23 protein-coding genes are annotated in these 22,662 nt (G+C 52.3%); 10 read left to right on the forward strand and 13 right to left on the reverse strand.

The genetic code is table 11. The annotated features are described in order from the left end of the window. Positions 1–10: 10 nt before the first annotated feature. Positions 11–4,471, reverse strand: coding sequence for a glutamate synthase large subunit (gene gltB, locus AB4H76_RS03185; RefSeq protein WP_420062622.1), 4,461 nt, complete (start codon positions 4,469–4,471; stop codon positions 11–13). A 674-nt stretch (positions 4,472–5,145) separates the two neighbouring features. Between gltB and AB4H76_RS03190 the strand changes: the two genes are divergently transcribed. The 4 genes from AB4H76_RS03190 to mtgA all read left to right on the forward strand — a co-directional run bounded on the left by AB4H76_RS03190 (position 5,146) and on the right by mtgA (position 10,115). Continuing rightward, positions 5,146–6,075 (forward strand): TIGR01212 family radical SAM protein, encoded by a 930-nt coding sequence (locus AB4H76_RS03190; protein ID WP_001299745.1) that lies wholly within the window; start codon positions 5,146–5,148, stop codon positions 6,073–6,075. 95 nt (positions 6,076–6,170) lie between these two features. After that, entirely contained in the window at positions 6,171–8,507 is a 2,337-nt protein-coding gene (gene arcB / locus AB4H76_RS03195; protein ID WP_000809774.1) for an aerobic respiration two-component sensor histidine kinase ArcB, read from the forward strand. A 229-nt stretch (positions 8,508–8,736) separates the two neighbouring features. After that, on the forward strand, positions 8,737–9,390 hold the full coding sequence (elbB, locus tag AB4H76_RS03200; protein ID WP_001300411.1) for an isoprenoid biosynthesis glyoxalase ElbB: 654 nt from the start codon (positions 8,737–8,739) through the stop codon (positions 9,388–9,390). Next, positions 9,387–10,115 carry a monofunctional biosynthetic peptidoglycan transglycosylase gene (mtgA, locus tag AB4H76_RS03205; RefSeq protein ID WP_000047093.1) on the forward strand — a complete coding sequence of 243 codons (729 nt, stop codon included), beginning with the start codon at positions 9,387–9,389 and terminating at the stop codon, positions 10,113–10,115. Before elbB ends, mtgA begins: the two co-directional genes overlap by 4 nt. Here mtgA and yrbL read toward each other — a convergent pair. The 12 genes from yrbL to AB4H76_RS03265 form a co-directional block, all read right to left on the reverse strand. After that, positions 10,112–10,744, reverse strand: a complete 633-nt coding sequence (gene yrbL / locus AB4H76_RS03210; protein ID WP_000620410.1) for a PhoP regulatory network protein YrbL — start codon at positions 10,742–10,744, stop codon at positions 10,112–10,114. The genes mtgA and yrbL overlap by 4 nt on opposite strands. A 212-nt stretch (positions 10,745–10,956) precedes the next feature. Continuing rightward, positions 10,957–11,229: a PTS phosphocarrier protein NPr gene (gene npr / locus AB4H76_RS03215; RefSeq protein WP_000216791.1), complete on the reverse strand. Its 273-nt coding sequence runs from the start codon at positions 11,227–11,229 to the stop codon at positions 10,957–10,959. Next, positions 11,226–12,080: an RNase adapter RapZ gene (rapZ, locus tag AB4H76_RS03220; RefSeq protein ID WP_000243741.1), complete on the reverse strand. Its 855-nt coding sequence runs from the start codon at positions 12,078–12,080 to the stop codon at positions 11,226–11,228. Before rapZ ends, npr begins: the two co-directional genes overlap by 4 nt. Before the next feature lie 45 nt (positions 12,081–12,125). Then, positions 12,126–12,617, reverse strand: a complete 492-nt coding sequence (gene ptsN, locus AB4H76_RS03225) for a PTS IIA-like nitrogen regulatory protein PtsN (RefSeq protein WP_000183676.1) — start codon at positions 12,615–12,617, stop codon at positions 12,126–12,128. 117 nt (positions 12,618–12,734) lie between these two features. After that, entirely contained in the window at positions 12,735–13,022 is a 288-nt protein-coding gene (gene hpf / locus AB4H76_RS03230) for a ribosome hibernation promoting factor (RefSeq protein WP_001176599.1), read from the reverse strand. Between the two features lie 22 nt (positions 13,023–13,044). Then, complete coding sequence (rpoN, locus tag AB4H76_RS03235) at positions 13,045–14,478, reverse strand: RNA polymerase factor sigma-54 (RefSeq protein WP_000809057.1); 1,434 nt, start codon at positions 14,476–14,478, stop codon at positions 13,045–13,047. A 47-nt stretch (positions 14,479–14,525) separates the two neighbouring features. After that, positions 14,526–15,251: an LPS export ABC transporter ATP-binding protein gene (gene lptB / locus AB4H76_RS03240; protein ID WP_000224099.1), complete on the reverse strand. Its 726-nt coding sequence runs from the start codon at positions 15,249–15,251 to the stop codon at positions 14,526–14,528. Positions 15,252–15,257: 6 nt separating this feature from the next. Continuing rightward, the gene (gene lptA, locus AB4H76_RS03245) at positions 15,258–15,815 is read right to left on the reverse strand and encodes a lipopolysaccharide ABC transporter substrate-binding protein LptA (protein WP_000669785.1); all 558 of its coding nucleotides are present in this window, start codon (positions 15,813–15,815) and stop codon (positions 15,258–15,260) included. Further along, positions 15,784–16,359 (reverse strand): LPS export ABC transporter periplasmic protein LptC, encoded by a 576-nt coding sequence (gene lptC, locus AB4H76_RS03250; protein ID WP_000030537.1) that lies wholly within the window; start codon positions 16,357–16,359, stop codon positions 15,784–15,786. The genes lptA and lptC overlap by 32 nt, the downstream gene beginning before the upstream one ends. Further along, on the reverse strand, positions 16,356–16,922 hold the full coding sequence (kdsC, locus tag AB4H76_RS03255) for a 3-deoxy-manno-octulosonate-8-phosphatase KdsC (RefSeq protein ID WP_077492783.1): 567 nt from the start codon (positions 16,920–16,922) through the stop codon (positions 16,356–16,358). The genes lptC and kdsC overlap by 4 nt, the downstream gene beginning before the upstream one ends. A gap of 20 nt (positions 16,923–16,942) precedes the next feature. Continuing rightward, entirely contained in the window at positions 16,943–17,929 is a 987-nt protein-coding gene (kdsD, locus tag AB4H76_RS03260) for an arabinose-5-phosphate isomerase KdsD (protein ID WP_001295557.1), read from the reverse strand. Positions 17,930–17,942: 13 nt separating this feature from the next. Beyond that, positions 17,943–18,920 carry a calcium/sodium antiporter gene (locus AB4H76_RS03265; protein WP_000922901.1) on the reverse strand — a complete coding sequence of 326 codons (978 nt, stop codon included), beginning with the start codon at positions 18,918–18,920 and terminating at the stop codon, positions 17,943–17,945. A gap of 209 nt (positions 18,921–19,129) precedes the next feature. Here AB4H76_RS03265 and mlaF point away from each other — a divergent pair, with 209 nt between their 5' ends. From mlaF to ibaG, 6 genes are all read left to right on the forward strand, one after another. Beyond that, a complete protein-coding gene (gene mlaF, locus AB4H76_RS03270; RefSeq protein ID WP_000438245.1) occupies positions 19,130–19,939 on the forward strand; it encodes a phospholipid ABC transporter ATP-binding protein MlaF in 810 nt (269 codons plus the stop codon). A gap of 7 nt (positions 19,940–19,946) precedes the next feature. Next, positions 19,947–20,729, forward strand: coding sequence for a lipid asymmetry maintenance ABC transporter permease subunit MlaE (gene mlaE / locus AB4H76_RS03275; protein WP_000925795.1), 783 nt, complete (start codon positions 19,947–19,949; stop codon positions 20,727–20,729). Between the two features lie 4 nt (positions 20,730–20,733). Next, on the forward strand, positions 20,734–21,285 hold the full coding sequence (gene mlaD, locus AB4H76_RS03280; protein WP_001296448.1) for an outer membrane lipid asymmetry maintenance protein MlaD: 552 nt from the start codon (positions 20,734–20,736) through the stop codon (positions 21,283–21,285). Positions 21,286–21,303: 18 nt separating this feature from the next. Next, positions 21,304–21,939, forward strand: coding sequence for a phospholipid-binding protein MlaC (gene mlaC, locus AB4H76_RS03285; RefSeq protein ID WP_000476487.1), 636 nt, complete (start codon positions 21,304–21,306; stop codon positions 21,937–21,939). Continuing rightward, positions 21,939–22,232, forward strand: coding sequence for a lipid asymmetry maintenance protein MlaB (gene mlaB / locus AB4H76_RS03290; protein WP_000004488.1), 294 nt, complete (start codon positions 21,939–21,941; stop codon positions 22,230–22,232). Before mlaC ends, mlaB begins: the two co-directional genes overlap by 1 nt. Positions 22,233–22,391: 159 nt before the next feature. Further along, on the forward strand, positions 22,392–22,646 hold the full coding sequence (gene ibaG, locus AB4H76_RS03295; RefSeq protein WP_000429656.1) for a BolA family iron metabolism protein IbaG: 255 nt from the start codon (positions 22,392–22,394) through the stop codon (positions 22,644–22,646). Positions 22,647–22,662: the final 16 nt, after the last annotated feature.

The following is a 22,662-nucleotide window of genomic DNA, read 5'->3' on the forward strand; positions in this document are numbered from 1 at the left end:
TTGCTACCCCTTACTGCGCCTGCACGCGCAACTCAGCTGCGCTACGACTACGGTGACCCAGCAGTGCTTTTACATCACTGGACTTCGGTTTAACCAGCGCAAATTTAGTGGCGAAGGTTGACCAGTTCGCCAGAATCTCTTCACCGCGCTGAGAGCCGGTATGCTGCACATGCTCGGTGATAAGACCACGCAGATGCTCTTCATGGATCGCCAGAGCATCAACGCTTAAGACCTCGACCAGTTCCGGGTTAACGCGTTTGCGGAAATCGCCGCTTTCATCGAGAACGTAAGCGAAACCGCCGGTCATGCCCGCACCGAAGTTAACGCCGGTTTTACCCAGAATGCAGACGATACCACCCGTCATATATTCACAACCGTTGTCGCCAATGCCTTCTACCACGGTGATAGCACCGGAGTTACGCACGCCGAAACGTTCACCCGCGCGGCCTGCGGCATACAGACGACCACCGGTCGCGCCATACAGGCAGGTGTTGCCGATAATGCTTGCTTCATGGCTGCGGAAGGCGGAACCAACCGGAGGACGAATGGCGATTAAGCCGCCCGCCATGCCTTTACCGACATAGTCGTTGGCATCACCGGTCAGGTACAGTTCCACGCCGCCCGCGTTCCACACGCCGAAGCTCTGGCCTGCGGTGCCGTTGAAGTACGCTTTGATAGGATCGGCTGCCAGCCCCTGATCGCCGTGCGTCTGGGCGATATAGCCTGAAAGCGACGCGCCGACAGAACGGTCGGTGTTGCGAATATCGAACCAGAAGGTTTTGCTCTGGCGCTCATCGACAAACGGTTTCGCCTGTTGCAGCAACTGCGCGTTCAGCAGGCCGTTATCAAACGGCGGGTTGTTTTCGGTGCAGTAGAGTGCCTTACCTGGATGCGGTTCGGCAGTCTCCAGCAGCTTCGACAGCGCCAGCTTCTGCTGTTTGGCGGTGAAACCGTCCAGCTCTTTCAGCAGGTCGGTGCGACCAATCAGATCCACCAGACGTGTTACGCCAAGCTGTGCCATCAGCTCGCGGGTTTCACGGGCGATAAACTCAAAGTAATTCGTCACCTTGAATGGCAGGCCGTGATAGTGGTTCTTACGCAGTTTGTCATCCTGAGTTGCTACACCCGTTGCGCAGTTGTTCAGATGGCAAATACGTAGATATTTACAGCCGAGCGCCACCATCGGGCCAGTGCCGAAGCCGAAGCTTTCTGCGCCGAGAATCGCCGCCTTGATGATATCGACACCCGTTTTCAGGCCGCCATCGACCTGCAAACGGATCTTGTGACGCAAGCCGTTAGCAACCAGCGCCTGCTGGGTTTCAACAAGCCCCAGCTCCCACGGACAGCCTGCGTATTTCACCGATGAAAGCGGACTTGCGCCGGTGCCGCCGTCATAGCCTGCGATGGTGATCAAGTCCGCATAAGCTTTTGCCACGCCAGTCGCGATGGTGCCTACTCCCGGTTCGGAAACCAGCTTCACGGAGATCATCGCTTTCGGGTTAACCTGCTTGAGGTCGAAAATGAGCTGCGCTAAGTCCTCGATAGAGTAGATATCGTGGTGCGGCGGCGGGGAGATCAGCGTCACTCCGGGCACCGAATAGCGCAGTTTGGCGATGTAAGGCGTGACTTTATCACCCGGCAACTGACCGCCTTCGCCTGGCTTCGCGCCCTGGGCGACTTTAATCTGAATGACGTCGGCATTGACCAGATACGCCGGAGTAACCCCAAAGCGACCGGAAGCCACCTGCTTGATGCGCGACACTTTGTTGGTGCCGTAGCGCGCCGGGTCTTCGCCGCCTTCACCGGAGTTCGAATTACCGCCGATGCTGTTCATCGCTTCCGCCAGCGCCTCGTGGGCTTCCGGGCTTAACGCGCCGATAGACATCGCGGCGGTATCAAAGCGTTTAAACAGTTCGCTTGCCGGTTCAACATCAGCAATGTTGACCGCGTTTTCACCCGGCGTAATTGCCAGCAGATCGCGCAGCGTGGTTGCCGAACGCTCATTAACCAGCTTCGCGTATTCCTGATAGTCGCTGTACTCGCCGCTTTGTACCGCTTGTTGCAGCGTGCGCACCACGTCCGGGTTGTAGGCGTGGTATTCGCCGCCGTGGACGTATTTCAGCAGGCCGCCCTGGCTGATGGGCTTACGCGCCAGCCAGGCACGTTTCGACAGATTCAGCAGATCCTGCTGGAAGTCTTCAAAGCTTGCCCCACCAATGCGGCTGACCGCCCCCTGGAAGCACAGGCCCACTACATCATCGTGTAGACCGACCGCTTCAAACAGTTTCGAGCAGCGGTAAGAGGCGATGGTGGAGATGCCCATTTTGGACATGATTTTGTACAAGCCTTTGTTGATGCCGTTACGGTAGTTGAGCATCACGGTACGATAATCTTTGGCAATCGCATGGGTGTCTACCAGGCGGCCCAGCGTTTCATAGGCAAGGTATGGATAAATAGCCGTCGCGCCGAAGCCCAGCAACACGGCGAAGTGGTGCGGATCGCGGGCGCTGGCGGTTTCGACGATGATGTTGGCATCGCAACGCAGGCTTTGATCGACCAGACGGGTCTGGATCGCGCCAACCGCCATCGGGGCTGGAACCGGCAGGCGATCTTTAGCGATATTCCGGTCGGAGAGCACCAGCAGCACGGTGCCGCTACGTACCATTTTTTCGGCTTTGTCGCACAGCTCTTTGACTGTCGCTTCGAGCGTGGTTTTAGTGACGTCAAAGGTGATATCCAGCGTATCTGCGCGGTAGTGCTCCTCTTTCATCGTCGTGAGCTGTTTGAAATCGGAGTAGAGCAGAATCGGCGATTTAAAGCTTAAACGGTGCGCCTGGCCCTCTGCTTCGCAAAAGACGTTCATTTCACGACCGATACTGGTGGCGAGCGACATAACATGCGCTTCACGCAGCGGGTCGATTGGCGGGTTAGTCACCTGGGCAAACTGCTGGCGGAAGTAGTCGTAAATAATGCGCGGCTGACTGGAGAGCACGGCGAATGGGGTATCATCGCCCATCGAACCGACCGCTTCCTGACCGTTTTCGCCCAGTACGCGAATTACGGAGTCCAGCTCTTCCGCGCTGTAGTTAAACTGTTTCTGGTAGCTGGCAAGCGTGTCGTCGTCCAGTTCGCGGCTACCCACTTCTTCATCGGGCAGATCTTCAAACGGTACCAGTCGGCGGACGTTTTTCTCCATCCACTCTTTATATGGATGGCGGCTTTTCAGATCGTCATCGGTTTCTGCCGAGTGCAGAATACGCCCACTGCGGGTGTCGATAACCATCAGTTCGCCTGGCCCGACGCGGCCTTTTTCGACCACTTCGTCAGGCTGGTAATCCCAGATACCGACTTCAGAGGCGCAGGTGATGAGCTTATCTTTGGTGATGACGTAGCGCGCCGGACGCAGACCGTTACGGTCGAGGTTACAGGCGGCAAAACGACCGTCGGACATCACGATGCCCGCCGGGCCATCCCACGGCTCCATATGCATGGAGTTAAAGTCAAAGAAGGCACGCAGTTCCGGGTCCATATCCGGGTTGTTCTGCCAGGCGGGTGGTACTAATAGACGCATGGCGCGGATGATATCCATCCCGCCTGCCAGCAGCAGTTCCAGCATGTTATCCATGGAACTGGAGTCAGAGCCGGTTTCGTTGACGAACGGTGCGGCGTCGTGCAGATCAGGGATAAGCGGCGTCTGGAATTTATAGGTACGCGCACGCGCCCATTGGCGGTTACCGGTGATGGTGTTGATTTCACCGTTATGCGCCAGATAGCGGAACGGTTGCGCCAGCGGCCAGCGCGGTACGGTGTTAGTGGAGAAGCGCTGGTGGAACAGGCAAATGGCCGATTCCAGACGCAGGTCCGCAAGATCCAGATAAAAGCGCGGCAGATCCGCCGGCATACACAGACCTTTATAGATGTTCACCAGATTCGACAGGCTACAGACGTAGAAGTCTTTGTCGGCTTCGAGACGCTTTTCAATGCGGCGGCGGGCGATAAACAGACGGCGCTCCATATCGCGTGGACGCCAGCCTGCCGGGGCGTTCACAAAAATTTGCTCAATGCGTGGCAGAGAGGAGAGGGCGATTTCACCCAGCACGCCTTCGTTAGTGGGGACATCACGCCAGCCCACAATCGACAAGGTTTCGCGTTGCAGCTCTTCTTCAACGATGCGGCGTGCGGCAGCGGCGAGTTCAGGATCTTTATTCAGGAATAGCATCCCGACGGCGTAGTTTTTCGCTAAACGCCAGCCGCGCTCCTGCGCAACGATGCGAAAAAAGCGATCCGGTTTTTGTAACAGCAAGCCGCAACCGTCACCGGTTTTACCATCGGCGAGAATCGCGCCACGGTGCTGCATGCGGGCCAGTGCGTGTATTGCAGTACGCACTACCTTGTGGCTAGGTTCGCCTTCTATGTGGGCGATCAGGCCGAAACCACAGTTATCCCTCTCAAGGGATTTATCGTACAACATATCGTGAACCTCCCCCAGGCTCTGCGGGAACCCCACTTCCGAACCGCTGCGCACGGGCACAGAAAGAGCGTGGCGACGGGGTTTGCGTGTCATACGCGCGCCTCGCATTCGCCCCCTTGTTGTCCTTTTCGCATCGGTTAATACGGTGAAGAGGGGATCTCAATTACTGCATAAATATGATGAGCAGGCTGCTCATCCAGAAAGCTTCCAGCGGATTTCCAACTTATCGGGAAAGCTGATACAGGTCAAATAGCAAGCTTATTGGTACAGAAATGTGCTTTAGCGCAAAATTCTTTATTAACTGACTGAAATTAAAATAGATTTTATCTTTAAGGCTAAAAGGGAAGTCGTTAGAGAAACAGTCAATTCCTGACTGTCATAAAGGCGTGTTAACCCTTATCCTGCCTTGAACTGACGAGAAAACCAGCATTTTATACTGCCTTAATTGGTAATGACGTTTCATGCTACTGTTTTTGCCTAAAATCCATAAGGAGATAAAAAAATCTGACACAAGATAAGCAAAAGTGATTTATGTGATTATGCATGAAATTTCGGTAATTTTGATTGATTATGCAGTTGATAAAAGCAGGCCGGGACGATTGATCCAGGTCATCGCCGAATTGAGCTAAAAATGGCAGGCTTTGGCCTCTTTTCAAGGCGCGGTCTATCAGATTATGCAGTTACAGAAATTAGTCAATATGTTTGGTGGTGATCTCACCCGTCGTTATGGGCAAAAGGTGCATAAGCTGACGCTGCACGGCGGTTTTAGCTGCCCTAACCGTGACGGTACCATCGGGCGTGGTGGCTGCACATTCTGTAATGTGGCCTCGTTTGCCGATGAAGCGCAGCAGCATCGTTCCATTGCCGAGCAACTGGCGCACCAGGCGAATTTAGTTAACCGTGCTAAACGCTATCTGGCCTACTTTCAGGCGTATACCAGCACCTTTGCGGAAGTTCAGGTGCTGCGTTCTATGTATCAGCAGGCGGTGAGCCAGGCCAATATTGTCGGTTTGTGTGTTGGTACCCGCCCGGACTGCGTACCGGATGCGGTGCTGGATCTGCTTTGCGAATATAAGGACCAGGGTTACGAAGTGTGGCTGGAGCTGGGGCTACAAACCGCCCACGACAAAACACTGCATCGCATCAACCGCGGCCATGATTTTGCCTGTTATCAGCGTACAACCCAGCTGGCACGTCAGCGCGGGCTGAAGGTGTGTTCCCACTTAATTGTCGGCCTGCCTGGCGAAGGGCAGGCTGAATGTTTGCAAACGCTGGAGCGAGTGGTTGAAACCGGCGTGGACGGCATAAAGCTGCATCCGCTGCATATTGTGAAAGGCAGCATTATGGCGAAAGCCTGGGAAGCGGGGCGTTTGAACGGTATTGAACTGGAGGATTACACGCTCACTGCCGGAGAAATGATTCGCCATACGCCACCGGAAGTGATCTACCACCGCATTTCCGCCAGCGCCCGTCGCCCGACGCTGCTTGCTCCGCTGTGGTGCGAAAATCGATGGACGGGAATGGTCGAGCTGGATCGCTATCTGAATGAACATGGCGTACAGGGATCGGCGCTGGGACGTCCGTGGCTACCTCCAACGGAGTAGGCCGTTGAGGGGAATTCCGCATTTCTCACACAATTTATAACGTAACTGTCAGAATTGGGTATTATTGGGGCCGGTTGTCGTGAAGGAATTCCCTAATGAAGCAAATTCGTCTGCTGGCGCAGTATTATGTTGACCTGATGATGAAGTTAGGTCTGGTGCGCTTCTCAATGTTGCTGGCGCTGGCCCTCGTCGTTCTTGCCATTGTGGTACAAATGGCGGTAACCATGGTGCTGCATGGTCAGGTCGAAAGCATTGATGTTATTCGTTCTATCTTCTTTGGTTTGCTGATTACGCCGTGGGCGGTCTACTTTCTATCGGTGGTCGTCGAGCAACTGGAGGAGTCACGACAACGTCTGTCACGGCTGGTGCAAAAACTGGAGGAGATGCGCGAGCGCGATTTGAGCCTCAACGTTCAGTTAAAAGATAATATTGCCCAGCTAAATCAGGAAATTGCCGTTCGTGAAAAAGCGGAAGCAGAACTGCAGGAAACCTTCGGCCAACTGAAAATTGAAATCAAAGAGCGCGAAGAGACACAAATTCAGCTCGAGCAGCAATCCTCATTCTTACGTTCCTTCCTTGATGCTTCACCCGACCTGGTTTTTTATCGTAACGAAGATAAAGAGTTTTCCGGCTGTAACCGCGCGATGGAGCTGCTGACCGGAAAAAGCGAAAAACAACTGGTTCACCTGAAACCTGCTGATGTTTACTCACCGGAAGCCGCCGCAAAAGTCATTGAAACCGATGAAAAAGTGTTCCGTCATAATGTGTCACTGACCTATGAACAGTGGCTGGATTACCCGGACGGGCGCAAAGCCTGCTTTGAAATCCGTAAAGTGCCGTACTACGACCGCGTGGGTAAACGTCACGGTTTGATGGGCTTTGGTCGCGACATTACCGAGCGTAAGCGGTATCAGGATGCGCTTGAACGGGCCAGCCGCGACAAAACGACGTTTATCTCCACCATCAGTCACGAATTGCGTACACCGCTGAACGGTATCGTCGGTCTGAGCCGCATTCTGCTGGATACCGAACTCACCGCCGAGCAGGAAAAATATCTCAAGACCATCCATGTTTCGGCCGTCACGCTGGGGAATATCTTTAACGATATTATCGACATGGATAAGATGGAACGGCGCAAGGTCCAGCTTGATAATCAACCGGTTGATTTTACCAGCTTCCTTGCCGATCTGGAAAATCTCTCCGCATTGCAGGCGCAACAAAAAGGATTGCGCTTTAACCTGGAGCCGACGCTGCCATTACCGCATCAGGTCATTACCGACGGGACGCGTTTACGGCAGATCCTGTGGAACCTCATCAGTAACGCCGTCAAATTCACCCAGCAAGGCCAGGTTACCGTGCGCGTGCGCTACGATGAAGGCGATATGCTGCATTTTGAAGTGGAAGACTCTGGTATCGGCATTCCGCAGGATGAGCTGGATAAAATTTTCGCCATGTATTACCAGGTGAAAGACAGTCATGGCGGTAAACCTGCCACCGGCACCGGTATTGGTCTGGCCGTTTCTCGTCGTCTGGCGAAAAATATGGGCGGCGATATTACGGTTACCAGCGAACAGGGCAAAGGTTCAACCTTTACGTTGACGATCCACGCACCGTCGGTAGCAGAAGAGGTCGATGATGCGTTTGATGAAGACGATATGCCTTTACCGGCGCTGAATGTGCTGCTGGTGGAAGACATTGAACTGAACGTGATTGTTGCGCGTTCTGTGCTGGAAAAATTAGGTAACAGCGTTGATGTCGCCATGACCGGCAAGGCGGCGCTGGAGATGTTTAAACCGGGCGAATACGACCTGGTGTTGCTGGATATTCAGTTGCCAGATATGACCGGGCTGGATATCTCTCGTGAACTGACGAAACGTTATCCGCGCGAGGATTTACCGCCGCTGGTGGCCTTAACCGCTAACGTGCTGAAAGACAAACAAGAGTACCTCAATGCTGGAATGGATGATGTGCTGAGTAAGCCGCTTTCTGTTCCGGCGCTAACCGCGATGATCAAGAAATTCTGGGATACCCAGGATGATGAGGAGAGTACGGTGACGACAGAAGAGAACAGTAAATCAGAAGCATTGCTCGATATTCCCATGCTGGAACAGTATCTCGAACTTGTAGGACCGAAGCTGATCACCGACGGGTTAGCGGTGTTTGAGAAGATGATGCCGGGCTATGTCAGCGTGCTGGAGTCGAATCTGACGGCGCAGGATAAAAAAGGCATTGTTGAGGAAGGACATAAAATTAAAGGTGCGGCGGGGTCAGTGGGGTTACGCCATCTGCAACAGCTGGGTCAGCAAATTCAGTCTCCTGACCTTCCGGCCTGGGAAGATAACGTCGGTGAATGGATTGAAGAGATGAAAGAAGAGTGGCGTCACGACGTAGAAGTGCTGAAAGCGTGGGTGGCAAAAGCCACTAAAAAATGACCCCGGCTAGACCGGGGTGCGCGAATACTGCGCCAACACCAGGGAAAACTTGGCTGCGCCGTAAATTATTATGATGAGTTACAAGGGCACAGCACTGTTTTTCAGGCCGCACGCAGTTAAGATAGCAAAACTTAAATGATTTGTTACATGAATCAGTTAAATGTGTGATGCGTACCATTTTTATTAAAAAAATTAATGTGTTTCAGTCAATTGCGAAAGGATGATCACAATGAAGAAAATTGGCGTAATTCTGAGCGGATGCGGCGTCTATGACGGTTCTGAAATTCATGAAGCGGTGTTGACGTTGTTAGCTATTTCACGCAGCGGTGCGCAGGCGGTCTGCTTTGCACCGGATAAGCAGCAGGTTGATGTTATCAACCATTTAACTGGCGAGGCGATGACGGAAACGCGCAATGTGCTGATTGAAGCGGCACGAATAACGCGCGGTGAAATCCGTCCTCTGGCCCAGGCCGATGCCGCTGAACTGGATGCGTTGATTGTGCCGGGGGGGTTTGGCGCGGCGAAGAATTTAAGCAATTTTGCCAGTCTTGGTAGCGAATGCACCGTTGACCGTGAATTAAAGGCGCTGGCACAAGCGATGCATCAGGCCGGAAAACCGCTTGGTTTTATGTGTATTGCCCCGGCGATGCTGCCGAAAATTTTCGATTTCCCGCTGCGTTTGACCATCGGTACTGATATCGATACCGCAGAAGTGCTGGAAGAGATGGGCGCGGAGCATGTGCCCTGTCCTGTCGATGATATCGTGGTTGATGAAGACAATAAGATTGTCACCACCCCAGCATATATGCTGGCGCAGAACATTGCAGAAGCGGCGAGCGGCATTGATAAGCTGGTATCCCGCGTGCTGGTTCTGGCTGAATGAGTAAAAGCCGCTTAACGGTGTTTAGTTTCGTTCGCCGTTTTCTTTTGCGGTTAATGGTTGTCCTCGCCGTTTTCTGGGGCGGGGGCATCGCGTTGTTTAGCGTTGCGCCTGTTCCCTTCTCAGCGGTAATGGTCGAGCGACAGGTCAGCGCCTGGCTGCATGGCAATTTTCGTTACGTGGCACATTCTGACTGGGTCAGTATGGATCAAATCTCGCCATGGATGGGACTGGCGGTGATTGCCGCAGAAGATCAGAAATTTCCTGAGCACTGGGGCTTTGATGTCGCTTCCATTGAGAAAGCCCTGGCGCACAACGAGCGCAATGAAAACCGTATTCGCGGTGCATCAACGATTTCTCAGCAGACAGCCAAAAATCTCTTTTTATGGGATGGGCGTAGCTGGGTACGAAAAGGGCTGGAAGCTGGATTAACGCTGGGGATAGAAACGGTCTGGAGCAAAAAGCGTATCCTGACGGTTTACCTGAATATCGCCGAATTTGGCGACGGTGTGTTTGGCGTCGAAGCTGCGGCACAACGTTATTTCCACAAACCCGCGAGCAAACTTACCCGATCGGAAGCTGCATTACTGGCAGCTGTATTACCTAATCCACGTCGTTTCAAAGTCTCCGCGCCATCGGGCTACGTGCATAGCCGTCAGGCGTGGATTTTACGGCAGATGTATCAGTTAGGCGGTGAGCCGTTTATGCAACAACACCAGCTGGATTAAGCTTCGCGCGAAGTGAGGGCCAGCGTTTTGCTCTCACGAGGTTGCAGATCTTTCTGCAGGGCAATAGCCAGCGCCGGTTGGGCGATAAATCGTTTCCATAACCGCTCTTGCTTACGCAGACAACACCACTTCGACCAGGTTGCCAGTGGAATCAATGTGCTTTCACCAATGTTGTCGCAGACGACGGGGATAACCTCTGACTCACTGATGCGATGACAGAGGATATTCTGCGGCTTCAGCGACATCGTCACGATACGGTTATCCTGCAAATAACGCTTCAGCTGTTTCAGTAACTGGCGCAGTTGTGCAACGTCTTCTTCGTAACGGCATTGTTCAGCAAATTCGGTCAGCGTAATGGAGGGCTTGCCGTCGAAATCGGCAATCACATCGTAGACATAACCGGTTCCGCAATCCGTCTCAACGGTACCGTGATAGCGCGGTATTCCACTCCAGTCTTTTAACCGACGACCAAGATGCGCGTAATACTTTAACTCACGGCGGATCTCTTTATCGCCACCATCGCCACGATGGTAGACAATCTTGATACAGCGTTGGGCATCTTCCGGATGCGCATAACATTTCCGATGTCTTCCGGTGCCCAGGGGACTTTGTTCAGATAAGCGAATCATGCCATCTCCTGGAAATATTTTCTGACGATCTCCAGTATGGTCGATTAACTTAAACAAAACCTAAACAATGCTTCTTAAGGTTTTCTTAAGGTTCTTCTGAAAGTGAAAAGCGCACAAAATGTACAAATGACGTTGATTGAGAACGATTTCAGTACGCGCTTTTCTTATTGCCGGGGGAGCTTGAAGGGATTTGAATGTCAAAGTGATGAAGATTAATCTTCATCAAAACCAGAGTTAAAGAGGGCGATAACGGCGGCCAGTGCTTCCTCTTCTTGTGGACCGGTCGCTTCAACTTCAATCTGCCGTCCTTTGGCAGAATCCAACATCAGCAGCGCAATAACGCTGTTGGCTTCAGCCTCTGTGCCTTCGTCATTACGTAACAGCACTTCAGCGTCAAAACCCTGCATTAATTCAAACAGCTTCATTGCAGGCCGGGCATGCATGCCCAGCTTGTTTGTGATTTCAACAGTTTGCTTGACGGTCATGGTTTACGTTTTTCCAGCGTACGATGGCGTGACTGGACGTTTTTACCGCGCGAGCGGAAGTAGTCAGCCAGTTGCTCTGCAATATACACCGAACGGTGCTTCCCGCCGGTACAACCAATGGCGACCGTCAGGTAGCTACGGTTGTTGGTTTCCAGCATAGGTAACCATAGCTCAAGATAGCTTCGCGTCTGGTAGATAAAATTGTGTACTTCTGTGTGGCGGTCGAGGAACGCGGCGACAGGCTTATCAAGACCTGTCATTGGACGCAGTTTCGGATCCCAGTGCGGGTTCGGCAAGAAGCGCACGTCAAAGACGTAATCTGCATCGATAGGGATACCGTGTTTGAAGCCGAAAGACTCAAAGACCATTGTCAGTTCGCGTTCACGTTTACCCAGCAGACGGGTACGCAGCATTTCAGCCAGCTCGTGAACGGACATTTCTGAGGTATCGACAATCAGATCCGCTCGCGAACGCAGAGGCTCCAGCAGATCGCTTTCTTTGTCGATAGCACTTTCCAGCGACAGGTTTTTGCTGGAAAGCGGATGCAGTCGGCGCGTGTCACTGTAACGACGAATTAAGGTATTACGGTCGGCATCCAGGAACAGTAGTTGCGGTGAGAAAGCGTCAGGCAGGTTACTCATCGCCTGTTCGAATATTTCTGGTGACTCCGGCATATTACGAACATCAATGCTGACGGCGGCAGAAATCTCGCGATCGGCCAGGGTTCGAGCCAGATCGGGTAACAACACTACGGGAAGGTTATCCACGCAGTAAAAACCCATATCTTCCAGCGCACGCAGGGCGACAGATTTACCTGAACCTGAACGTCCGCTGACGATCATCAGTACCATGTACTGTTTCTCCTCACAACGTCTAAAAGAGACATTACCGAATAACTACGCTTCATCCGGAGTACCTTCGGTATCCGTAATGATTTGATACAGCTCTTCATCGCTCTGGGCTGCGCGTAAACGGCGGCAGATGGTTTTGTCCGCCAGACGTTTCGCCACCAGCGACAGAGTATGCAGGTGCGTTTTAGTTTGGTCTGCCGGCACCAGCAGGGCAAAAAGTAAGTCCACCGGTTGGTTGTCGATGGCATCGAAAGCTATAGGCGTTTCGAGCTGAACGAAAACGCCAACGGCACGCAGAGTATCTTCTTCCAGTTTGCCATGCGGAATTGCAATACCATTGCCGATACCGGTACTGCCCATTTTTTCCCGCGTCAGGATAGCTTCAAAAACCACCTGAGGCGGCAGGCTAAGTTGTTTCGCCGCCAGCTCGCTGATGATTTCCAGGGCGCGTTTTTTGCTCTGACAGTGGACGCGGCTTCGCGTACATTCCCTGTTAAGAACACTGCTAAGCTGTAGAGTTGTATCATTATTTGTCATAATTTCACCTAAGAACCTGCCCACTCAAACAGTGGAACAGGCTCGGAGCATTAACCGTACAAATGGCCCGTTGTGCCGCACAACAGGCCGCCATGCACATGCTAATTGCCCGGACAATTAGTGTTGTTTCAGTTTATCTTTATGTTTGGTCAACTGGCGTGCCAGCTTATCAATTAAGCCATCAATGGCAGCGTACATGTCCTGACCTTCCGCGCTGGCATGAATTTCACCACCGTTTACATGCAGTGTTGCATCTGAGGTGTGGGTGACTTTCTCCACTTTCAGAACAACATAGACCTGGTTGATTCGGTCAAAATATTGCTCAAGTTTGGCAAATTTGGCTGTAACAAATTCGCGCAGTGCCTCGGTGATCTCGACGTTATTTCCGGTAATGTTGAGCTGCATAGTGTCTTCCTTATCGGTTGGGTCAAACGAGTTGTTTACGCTGGTTTGACGGCGGAATGGATAAAGACTCTCGGTACTTCGCAACAGTGCGGCGTGCCACCATGATACCTTGTTCCGACAGCAAAGAGGTTAACTTGCTGTCGCTCAACGGTTTCGCTGGGTTTTCCGCCGCGATTAATTTCTTCACCAGCGCACGAATCGCCGTGGAGGAAGCTTCGCCGCCGCCCTCGGTATTGACGTGACTGGAAAAGAAATACTTCAGTTCAAAAATGCCTCGTGGACTATGCAGGTATTTTTGCGTGGTCACGCGAGATATCGTCGATTCATGCATTTCGACAGCCTGGGCGATATCGGCCAGTACCATCGGTTTCATATATTCTTCACCTTGCTCAAAGAAGGCTTGCTGCTGTTCAACGATACAGCGACTCACGCGCAGTAGCGTATCGTTACGGCTTTCCAGACTCTTGATCAACCATTTGGCATCCTGCAGATTGCTGCGGATAAACTGGCTGTCACCATCGTTGCGCGCGTTATTGCACATCGAGGCGTAGTGCTGGTTGATTTGCAGACGCGGAATGCTGTCACTGTTGAGTTCTACCGTCCAGTGACCGTTATGCTTACGCACCAGCACATCTGGAATGACATACTCAGGTTCGCCAGTCTGGATCGACTGCCCGGGGCGCGGATCGAGCGACTGGATCAGATTGACGGCTTCTTTCAGCACATCTTCTTTCAGACGCGTGACGCGCATTAAAGTGCGGAAGTCGTGATTGGCTAACAGATCGAGATGATCGCTAATGATCAGTCTGGCCTCTTCCAGCCACGGCGTGGTCTTATCGAATTGGGAGAGTTGGATCAGCAGACAGTCACGCAGATCTTTTGCCGCCACACCGACCGGATCAAACCGTTGGATCCGCTTAAGGACGGCTTCAACTTCGTCGATGTCGATCTCTTCATCGCCTATACTTTCGAGAATATCTTCCAGCGGGACAGTCAGATAACCGGTTTCATCAACGGCATCGACGATAGAGGTAGCAATAGCGCGGTCAGTGTCGGAAAACGGTGTCAGCTCGACCTGCCACATCAGGTAATCCTGCAAGGTCTGCGTCGTTTCGCCCTGATAGACCGGCAGCTCATCGTCAATGTAGTCACCGCTGGTGCCGGATGGTGTACCAGCGGTGTAAATGGTGTCCCAACTGGCATCGAGCGGCAGCTCTTCCGGCATCTCTTTTTGTTCGAGCGCGTCGGCGGTGTCCAGCGTTTCACTGTCTTGCGTTTCGCGGGTGTCGATTTCTTCATGAGTGTCGATTTGCTCAAGCAGCGGATTACTCTCCAGCGCCTGCTGTAGCTCCTGCTGAAGTTCCAGCGTCGACAACTGCAACAGACGAATTGCCTGTTGGAGCTGTGGCGTCATCGCCAGTTGTTGGCTAAGCCTGAGTTGCAAACCTTGCTTCATGTTCAGAATCGTACTCTCCTGCTAAAACGTCGCAAACTTCTACCCTATCAGAGTCTGAAGTCTTCCCCAAGGTATACACGCTTAACGTGTTCGTCTTGTAAGATTTCTGTAGGCGTGCCGTGGGCGATCAAATGCCCCTGACTGACGATATAAGCGCGTTCACAAACCGCCAGTGTTTCACGCACGTTGTGGTCAGTGATCAGCACGCCCAGGCCGCTGTCGCGCAGGTGCTCAATGATGCGTTTAATGTCGATAACCGAGATCGGGTCAACCCCGGCAAACGGTTCGTCGAGCAGAATAAATTTCGGATTCGCAGCCAGTGCGCGGGCAATTTCTACACGGCGACGTTCACCCCCGGAGAGTGACTGCCCCATGCTGTCACGCAGGTGCTCAATGTGAAACTCTTCCATCAGCTCGTTCGCGCGGTCTTCACGTTGTTCAGCAGACAAGTCGTCACGAATTTGCAGTACCGCCATCAGGTTATCGTAAACGCTGAGGCGACGGAAAATGGAGGCTTCCTGTGGCAGATAGCCGATACCGCGGCGCGCGCGTGCATGCAGTGGCAGCAGACTGATATCGTCATCATCAATAATGATGTTGCCCGCATCGCGCGGCACAATGCCTACAACCATGTAGAAAGTGGTGGTCTTACCGGCACCGTTTGGCCCCAGCAGACCGACGATTTCCCCGGAGTTGACGGTCAGGCTGACGTCTTCTACCACGCGACGGCCTTTATAGGCTTTTGCAAGGTTCTTTGCAGTTAATGTTGCCATAACGAATTAATTACCCTTCTTCTGTGCCGGGGTCTGGCCTTTGTTGTTTTTATCCTGCAGCTGCGACGGCACCAGAACGGTGGTTACGCGCTTGCCTTTGTCGCTGAAAGCCTGCATTTTCTGCTCTTTCACCAGGTAAGTGATCTTATCGCCCTTAATGTTGCTATCGACCTGCTGCAGATAAGCATTACCCGTCAGAACGACAAAATCTTTTGCCAGTTCGTAGTGCATCTGGGAAGCGTGACCTTCAACGGGTTTACCGTTGTCCTGCATCTGGTAGAACGTTGCCGGTTTACCGTAGCCGTCAATCACTTCTTTACCTTGTTCGCCGCCCGGACGGGTAACGACCACTTTGTCGGCATTAATTTTGATGGTGCCCTGGGTGACGATGACATTACCGGTAAAGGTTACCACGTTGCCTTGCATATCAAGAGATTGCTGGTCCGATTCAATGTGGATCGGCTGATCAGTGTCTCCGGTTACGGCAAATGCCGGAATGCTGGCGGCCAGAAGTGAGCTGGCAAGCACAAGATTAAGGCTGAGTTTGTTTGTTTTGAATTTCATAGGATGTTCTAACCTTTTCAATCAGCTCGGCGTTCTTGCTGCGTAAGTTGCCGCGCATTTTCAGACCGCTGGAGTTAAATGTTGTTCCGTATAACGTGACGAGGTCTTCAGAGGTAACATCCTGCGTCACCAGATTGATCTGCGCGTTATCCGTCGTGATTCTGCGAAGTTGAGAGTCCGGCACAAGTGCGTTGACTTCAACGTGTCCATATAAATAGAGCATCCGGTCATTGGTCAGCTTGGCTTTATCTGCTTTTACGGACCATGTCGGGATTTTATCCTTATCAAACGTGGTAAGTACCGGCTGCGTAAACCACGAAACGGCCTGATCGGAATAATATTCAACGTGTTGAGCAATCAATCGATAGCTTAGTGCCCCTTCTGGGTTATAGACGAGCGTGTCCGTATGCTCGCTTTTATAGGTGGGATCATTGTTGTTGACGACCACCTGGGCGGTATCGTCTTTTTCGGCCATATTAATGCCGATCATCACCAGAACCGCCAGTGATAGCACAATGATAACCCAACGTCTGGCTTTACTCATATCGATTGCCCTTTGGCTTCATCCAGTTTGCCCTGCGCCAGGAGTAATAAGTCGCAAACTTCGCGCACTGCGCCACGACCGCCAGCAATGCGCGTCACGTAATCGGCGCGCGGGATCAACAGTGGATGCGCATCGGCCACGGCGACGCTTAAACCCACTTGTTCCATTACCGGCCAGTCGATGAGATCATCGCCGACATAAGCCACATTTTCCGGGGCAATCGCCAGTTTTTCCAGCAGATCGCTAAAGGCGATCAGTTTGTTTGACTGCCCCTGATACAAGTGAGTGATCCCCAATGTGGCACAACGATCTTCTACCAGTTTAGCCTTTCGCCCGGTAATGATAGCGACTTCAATATCAGAGGTGAGCGCACAACGAATGCCATAACCGTCACGAACATTGAACGCTTTCAGCTCTTCGCCGTTATTGCCCATATAAATCAGGCCATCTGACAGTACGCCATCAACGTCGAGGATCAGCAGACGAATGTTCTCTGCTTTTGCCATAACGTCGGCGCTGACAGGGCCGTAACAGGTCGCAAGCGACGCACCTGCTTTGCTCATTGTTGTTTATCCTTGAATCTTTACACTACGCCTGCACGCAGTAAATCATGCATATGTAACACACCGAGTAAATGGTCGCCATCGGCAACCATCACGGAGGTGATATGGCGGGACTGCATTAAGTTCAGTGCCTCAACGGCCAGAATGCCAGGGCGCACACGTATTCCCCCCGGCGTCATCACATCGGCAATACTTAACTGACGAACATCCACGCCCATATCGAAGACACGGCGTAAATCACCGTCGGTAAAGATGCCTTCAATCATCATATTGTCATCGCAAATGACAGTCATACCAAGATTTTTGCGGGTAACTTCCAGCAATGCGTCACGCAGACTGGCCGTTTTCTTAACATGCGGGATCTCATCGCCCGTATGCATAATATCGTTTACGCGCAGCAGAAGTTTACGACCCAGTGCGCCGCCTGGGTGTGAGAGCGCAAAATCTTCAGCAGTAAAGCCGCGTGCTTTTAACAGCGCGACAGCGAGGGCATCGCCCATAACCAGCGTGGCGGTGGTGCTGCTGGTCGGTGCCAGCCCTAACGGACAGGCTTCTTTCGCTACTTTAACACACAGATGCACATCTGCGGCGCGCGCCATGCTGCTCTCCGGGCGACCGGTGATGCAGATTAACGGTACGTGAAGACGCTTAAGCACTGGAATTAAGGCCGTGATTTCGCTGGATTCACCAGAGTTAGAGATAGCAATCACCACATCCTGTGGGGTAACCATGCCTAAATCACCATGCGCGGCTTCACCAGGATGGACGAAAAATGAAGGTGTACCGGTGCTGGCAAACGTTGCCGCCATTTTTCGCCCAATATGCCCCGATTTTCCCATCCCCATGACGACAACTTTCCCTTTACACCAGAACATCTTTTCACAGGCAAGCGTGAAATTCTGATTGATGTATTGATCAAGCTCCGCCAGGCATTCACGTTCAATCGCCAGGACTTCTTTACCTGCTTGCTGAAAGTCAAAACCCGGTTGTAACTCTACGTGCGACATAATGCGTTTCCAGTTATTCAACGAGTATTGGCGATAACCAGTACAACATCGCCAGCCATACGATAAATCCGCCAGTTAATAATACCCCTACACCACGGCCCGGTTGCGGGGAGCGCCGCCAGCACAGCAACGCAAAAATAATGCTCACCAGCAACATCACGCTGTAGTCACGACTGTACGCCAGTGGATCAATCTCTCCTGGCGTTATCAGCGCGGGTAAACCCAACACGATGACAATATTAAAAATGTTTGCGCCAATGATATTTCCGACAGCAATGTCGTTTTCACCTTTGCGAACCCCCGCTATTGCGGTTGCCAGTTCCGGCAGGCTGGTTCCGATAGCAATTGCCGTCAGACCCATCGTCAACTCGCTGATGGCAAAGTAATTCGCCAGCACCGTGGCGTTATCAACCACCATCCGCGTGGCCACTGGCATGATGATAAGCGCAATGCCGAGCCATAAAAACGCGACGGGCAATCCGCCGTCACGCGGCAGCTCTGCAAGCTGCTCTCTGGTCAGGCTGTCAGTCCCCTGACGTTCAGCCTGACGTGCAAGTTTAACAATGAACAGCAGCCATAGCACAGCCAGAAAGAGGAGAAAGATACCATCGCTGCGACTAAGTTGTCCGTCATAGAGTACGGAACCGGCCACCACGCTGACCAACAACATTAAGGGTAATTCACGGCGTAGAACATCAGAATGGACGGTAAAAGGACGAACCAGCGCAGCCAGACCGAGGATCAGCAATATATTGATAATGTTTGAGCCGAGGGCTGTACCAACGGCTAAATCGCGTTGTTCGTGCAGAGACGCGGCAAGCGAGACGATGACTTCTGGTAACGATGTACCAATACTGACCACCGTCATGCCGATGATCAGCGGCGGGATGCCAAAGGTTCGGCAAAGAATAGACGCGGCAAAAACCAGGCGGTCGGCACTGTAAACGACCAAAAGTAAACCAACAATTAACAGTGCCGTAGCTAAAAGCATCTAACGTCCTTTCTTCAGGTATACTCGCCGGTCCGCTGAAGATTTTCAGAAAGCCGTAACGGATTCTTAATTTTGACTTTATGCGGCTAAAAAGTAAAACAAATGCCAGCTTTCGCTAACCACGGCGGGTAATATTCTGTAAATATGTTGGGTTCAAGGTTAAATTGAGCGCCATGCTTAGAAAATCAACGCAAGACGAAGGGTGAATTATGGAGCAGTCTGTGGCGAATTTAGTCGATATGCGCGATGTCAGTTTTACGCGTGGCAATCGCTGCATCTTCGATAATATTTCCCTGACCGTGCCGCGAGGGAAGATCACGGCGATCATGGGGCCATCGGGCATCGGTAAAACGACGCTACTCCGTCTGATTGGCGGGCAAATCGCACCAGATCATGGTGAGATCCTTTTCGATGGTGAGAATATTCCGGCGATGTCTCGTTCGCGCCTGTATACAGTGCGCAAACGGATGAGCATGTTATTTCAGTCCGGGGCGTTGTTCACTGATATGAACGTATTTGACAACGTCGCCTATCCACTGCGCGAACATACCCAACTTCCCGCGCCATTGTTGCATAGTACGGTGATGATGAAGCTGGAGGCCGTGGGGCTGCGTGGAGCGGCTAAACTAATGCCTTCTGAACTTTCCGGTGGGATGGCGCGGCGTGCAGCGCTGGCGCGTGCGATTGCGCTGGAGCCGGATCTCATCATGTTTGATGAACCTTTTGTTGGGCAAGATCCCATCACCATGGGCGTACTGGTGAAGCTGATTTCTGAGCTGAACAGCGCGCTGGGCGTGACTTGTGTGGTGGTTTCTCACGATGTGCCGGAAGTGTTAAGTATTGCGGATCACGCCTGGATCCTGGCGGACAAAAAAATTGTCGCTCATGGCAGTGCCCAGGCGTTGCAGGCGAATCCTGATCCGCGCGTACGTCAGTTTCTGGACGGGATAGCTGACGGGCCTGTTCCGTTCCGCTATCCTGCCGGCGATTATCACGCTGATCTTTTACCAGGGAGTTAAGCCACTCATGCTGTTAAATGCGCTGGCGTCGCTCGGACATAAAGGGATTAAAACCCTGAGAACGTTCGGGCGGGCCGGGTTAATGTTATTCAATGCGCTGGTCGGCAAACCGGAATTTCGCAAACATGCGCCGCTGCTGGTGCGCCAGCTCTATAATGTCGGCGTCCTGTCGATGCTGATTATTGTGGTTTCTGGCGTGTTCATCGGAATGGTGTTGGGGCTGCAAGGTTATCTGGTTCTGACCACTTATAGTGCGGAAACCAGTCTGGGTATGCTGGTGGCGTTATCGCTACTGCGTGAACTGGGGCCGGTGGTTGCCGCGTTGTTGTTTGCCGGGCGTGCTGGTTCGGCGCTAACCGCAGAAATCGGCCTGATGCGCGCTACAGAGCAACTCTCCAGTATGGAGATGATGGCGGTGGATCCGCTGCGTCGGGTTATTTCTCCCCGTTTCTGGGCTGGGGTTATTTCATTACCACTGTTGACGGTTATTTTCGTCGCCGTGGGGATCTGGGGCGGATCTCTGGTCGGCGTCAGTTGGAAAGGCATTGATAGCGGGTTCTTCTGGTCGGCAATGCAAAATGCCGTCGACTGGCGTATGGATCTGGTCAACTGTCTGATTAAGAGCGTGGTGTTCGCCATCACGGTGACGTGGATTTCGTTGTTTAACGGCTACGACGCCATCCCGACGTCTGCCGGGATTAGCCGGGCAACCACTCGCACCGTTGTCCACTCGTCTCTGGCTGTTCTGGGGCTGGATTTTGTGCTGACCGCATTGATGTTTGGGAATTGAGTTCATGCAAACGAAAAAAAATGAAATTTGGGTGGGTATCTTTTTATTAGCAGCACTGCTGGCGGCGCTGTTTGTTTGCCTGAAGGCGGCGAACGTGACGTCCATACGTACTGAACCGACCTACACGCTTTATGCGACGTTCGATAACATTGGCGGCCTGAAAGCGCGCTCTCCGGTCAGTATTGGTGGCGTTGTTGTGGGTCGGGTGGCGGATATTACGCTGGACCCGAAAACCTATCTGCCGCGCGTAACGCTGGAAATTGAACAACGTTATAACCACATTCCAGATACCAGTTCGCTGAGCATTCGTACTTCCGGCCTGCTGGGGGAACAATATCTGGCATTAAACGTCGGTTTTGAAGACCCGGAACTGGGGACTGCTATCCTGAAGGATGGCGATACAATTCAGGACACTAAGTCTGCGATGGTGCTGGAAGATCTCATTGGTCAGTTCCTTTACGGTAGTAAAGGCGATGACAATAAGAATAGTGGCGATGCGCCAGCTGCTGCGCCAGGTAATAATGAAACCACTGAACCTGTGGGTACAACGAAATAATTTCAGGAGAACCGACGCATGTTTAAACGTTTAATGATGGTCGCTTTGCTGGTGATTGCACCTCTGAGTGCGGCAACCGCGGCAGACCAGACCAATCCGTATAAGCTGATGGACGAGGCGGCGCAGAAAACGTTCGATCGCCTGAAGAATGAGCAACCGCAAATTCGGGCCAACCCGGATTATCTGCGTACCATTGTTGATCAGGAACTGCTGCCATACGTACAGGTGAAATACGCCGGTGCGCTGGTGCTGGGCCAGTATTACAAGAGTGCGACCCCTGCTCAACGTGAAGCCTACTTTGCCGCTTTCCGTGAGTACCTGAAGCAGGCTTACGGTCAGGCGCTGGCGATGTATCACGGTCAAACCTATCAGATTGCGCCAGAACAGCCGCTGGGCGATAAAACCATTGTGCCTATTCGCGTTACCATTATTGACCCGAATGGCCGTCCGCCGGTGCGTCTGGACTTCCAGTGGCGTAAAAACTCCCAGACGGGCAATTGGCAGGCTTACGACATGATTGCTGAAGGCGTCAGTATGATCACCACCAAACAAAACGAGTGGGGAACGCTGCTGCGTACCAAAGGTATCGACGGCCTGACTGCGCAACTGAAATCGATTTCTCAACAGAAAATCACTCTGGAAGAGAAAAAATAATGAGCGAGTCACTGAGCTGGATGCAGACGGGTGACACGCTGGCGTTATCCGGAGAGCTGGATCAGGACGTTTTGCTACCGCTTTGGGAAATGCGTGAGGAAGCGGTGAAGGGGATTACCTGCATCGATCTTAGCCGTGTCTCCCGCGTGGATACGGGGGGACTGGCACTGCTGCTCCATCTTATCGATCTGGCGAAAAAGCAGGGCAACAATGTGACGCTTCAGGGGGTAAACGACAAAGTGTATACCCTGGCGAAATTGTATAATTTGCCTGCTGATGTTCTGCCTCGTTAAATTTTTTCAGGCCGGATATGGCGTTAACCGCCTGTCCGGCAAACCTGCCTGCAAGTCGAGCCTTGTCTGATTTATCAGCGAGGCTTTTTGCTTATTTATGCCAGCGCAACTTTGCTCTAAGATGTTTCGCTGGTTTATTAACTGATGATTGAAGATCCCATGGAAAATAATGAAATTCAGAGCGTGTTGATGAACGCTCTCTCCCTCCAGGAAGTCCACGTTTCCGGCGATGGCAGCCACTTTCAGGTTATTGCCGTGGGTGAGTTGTTTGACGGCATGAGTCGGGTTAAAAAACAGCAGACGGTCTATGGTCCGCTGATGGAATATATTGCGGATAACCGCATTCATGCTGTGTCGATCAAAGCGTATACCCCTGCGGAGTGGGCGCGCGATCGCAAACTGAACGGCTTTTGAGCTATGGGCGATTCGC

The organism is Escherichia sp. UTM R2 (assembly GCF_048593455.1).
Lineage (GTDB): Bacteria > Pseudomonadota > Gammaproteobacteria > Enterobacterales > Enterobacteriaceae > Escherichia > Escherichia coli.

Bases quoted from the DNA above. Each gene is read 5' to 3' on its own strand.
- mlaD (WP_001296448.1), top strand. From the start codon at position 20,734: ATGCAAACGAAAAAAAATGAAATTTGGGTGGGTATCTTTTTATTAGCA.
- elbB (WP_001300411.1), top strand. From the start codon at position 8,737: ATGAAGAAAATTGGCGTAATTCTGAGCGGATGCGGCGTCTATGACGGT.
- arcB (WP_000809774.1), top strand. From the start codon at position 6,171: ATGAAGCAAATTCGTCTGCTGGCGCAGTATTATGTTGACCTGATGATG.
- mlaB (WP_000004488.1), top strand. From the start codon at position 21,939: ATGAGCGAGTCACTGAGCTGGATGCAGACGGGTGACACGCTGGCGTTA.
- AB4H76_RS03265 (WP_000922901.1), bottom strand. From the start codon at position 18,920: ATGCTTTTAGCTACGGCACTGTTAATTGTTGGTTTACTTTTGGTCGTT.
- ptsN (WP_000183676.1), bottom strand. From the start codon at position 12,617: ATGACAAATAATGATACAACTCTACAGCTTAGCAGTGTTCTTAACAGG.
- yrbL (WP_000620410.1), bottom strand. From the start codon at position 10,744: ATGATTCGCTTATCTGAACAAAGTCCCCTGGGCACCGGAAGACATCGG.
- kdsD (WP_001295557.1), bottom strand. From the start codon at position 17,929: ATGTCGCACGTAGAGTTACAACCGGGTTTTGACTTTCAGCAAGCAGGT.
- lptB (WP_000224099.1), bottom strand. From the start codon at position 15,251: ATGGCAACATTAACTGCAAAGAACCTTGCAAAAGCCTATAAAGGCCGT.
- mlaC (WP_000476487.1), top strand. From the start codon at position 21,304: ATGTTTAAACGTTTAATGATGGTCGCTTTGCTGGTGATTGCACCTCTG.
- mlaF (WP_000438245.1), top strand. From the start codon at position 19,130: ATGGAGCAGTCTGTGGCGAATTTAGTCGATATGCGCGATGTCAGTTTT.
- rapZ (WP_000243741.1), bottom strand. From the start codon at position 12,080: ATGGTACTGATGATCGTCAGCGGACGTTCAGGTTCAGGTAAATCTGTC.
- kdsC (WP_077492783.1), bottom strand. From the start codon at position 16,922: ATGAGCAAAGCAGGTGCGTCGCTTGCGACCTGTTACGGCCCTGTCAGC.
- lptA (WP_000669785.1), bottom strand. From the start codon at position 15,815: ATGAAATTCAAAACAAACAAACTCAGCCTTAATCTTGTGCTTGCCAGC.
- rpoN (WP_000809057.1), bottom strand. From the start codon at position 14,478: ATGAAGCAAGGTTTGCAACTCAGGCTTAGCCAACAACTGGCGATGACG.
- mtgA (WP_000047093.1), top strand. From the start codon at position 9,387: ATGAGTAAAAGCCGCTTAACGGTGTTTAGTTTCGTTCGCCGTTTTCTT.
- npr (WP_000216791.1), bottom strand. From the start codon at position 11,229: ATGACCGTCAAGCAAACTGTTGAAATCACAAACAAGCTGGGCATGCAT.
- lptC (WP_000030537.1), bottom strand. From the start codon at position 16,359: ATGAGTAAAGCCAGACGTTGGGTTATCATTGTGCTATCACTGGCGGTT.
- gltB (WP_420062622.1), bottom strand. From the start codon at position 4,471: ATGTTGTACGATAAATCCCTTGAGAGGGATAACTGTGGTTTCGGCCTG.
- hpf (WP_001176599.1), bottom strand. From the start codon at position 13,022: ATGCAGCTCAACATTACCGGAAATAACGTCGAGATCACCGAGGCACTG.
- mlaE (WP_000925795.1), top strand. From the start codon at position 19,947: ATGCTGTTAAATGCGCTGGCGTCGCTCGGACATAAAGGGATTAAAACC.
- ibaG (WP_000429656.1), top strand. From the start codon at position 22,392: ATGGAAAATAATGAAATTCAGAGCGTGTTGATGAACGCTCTCTCCCTC.
- AB4H76_RS03190 (WP_001299745.1), top strand. From the start codon at position 5,146: ATGCAGTTACAGAAATTAGTCAATATGTTTGGTGGTGATCTCACCCGT.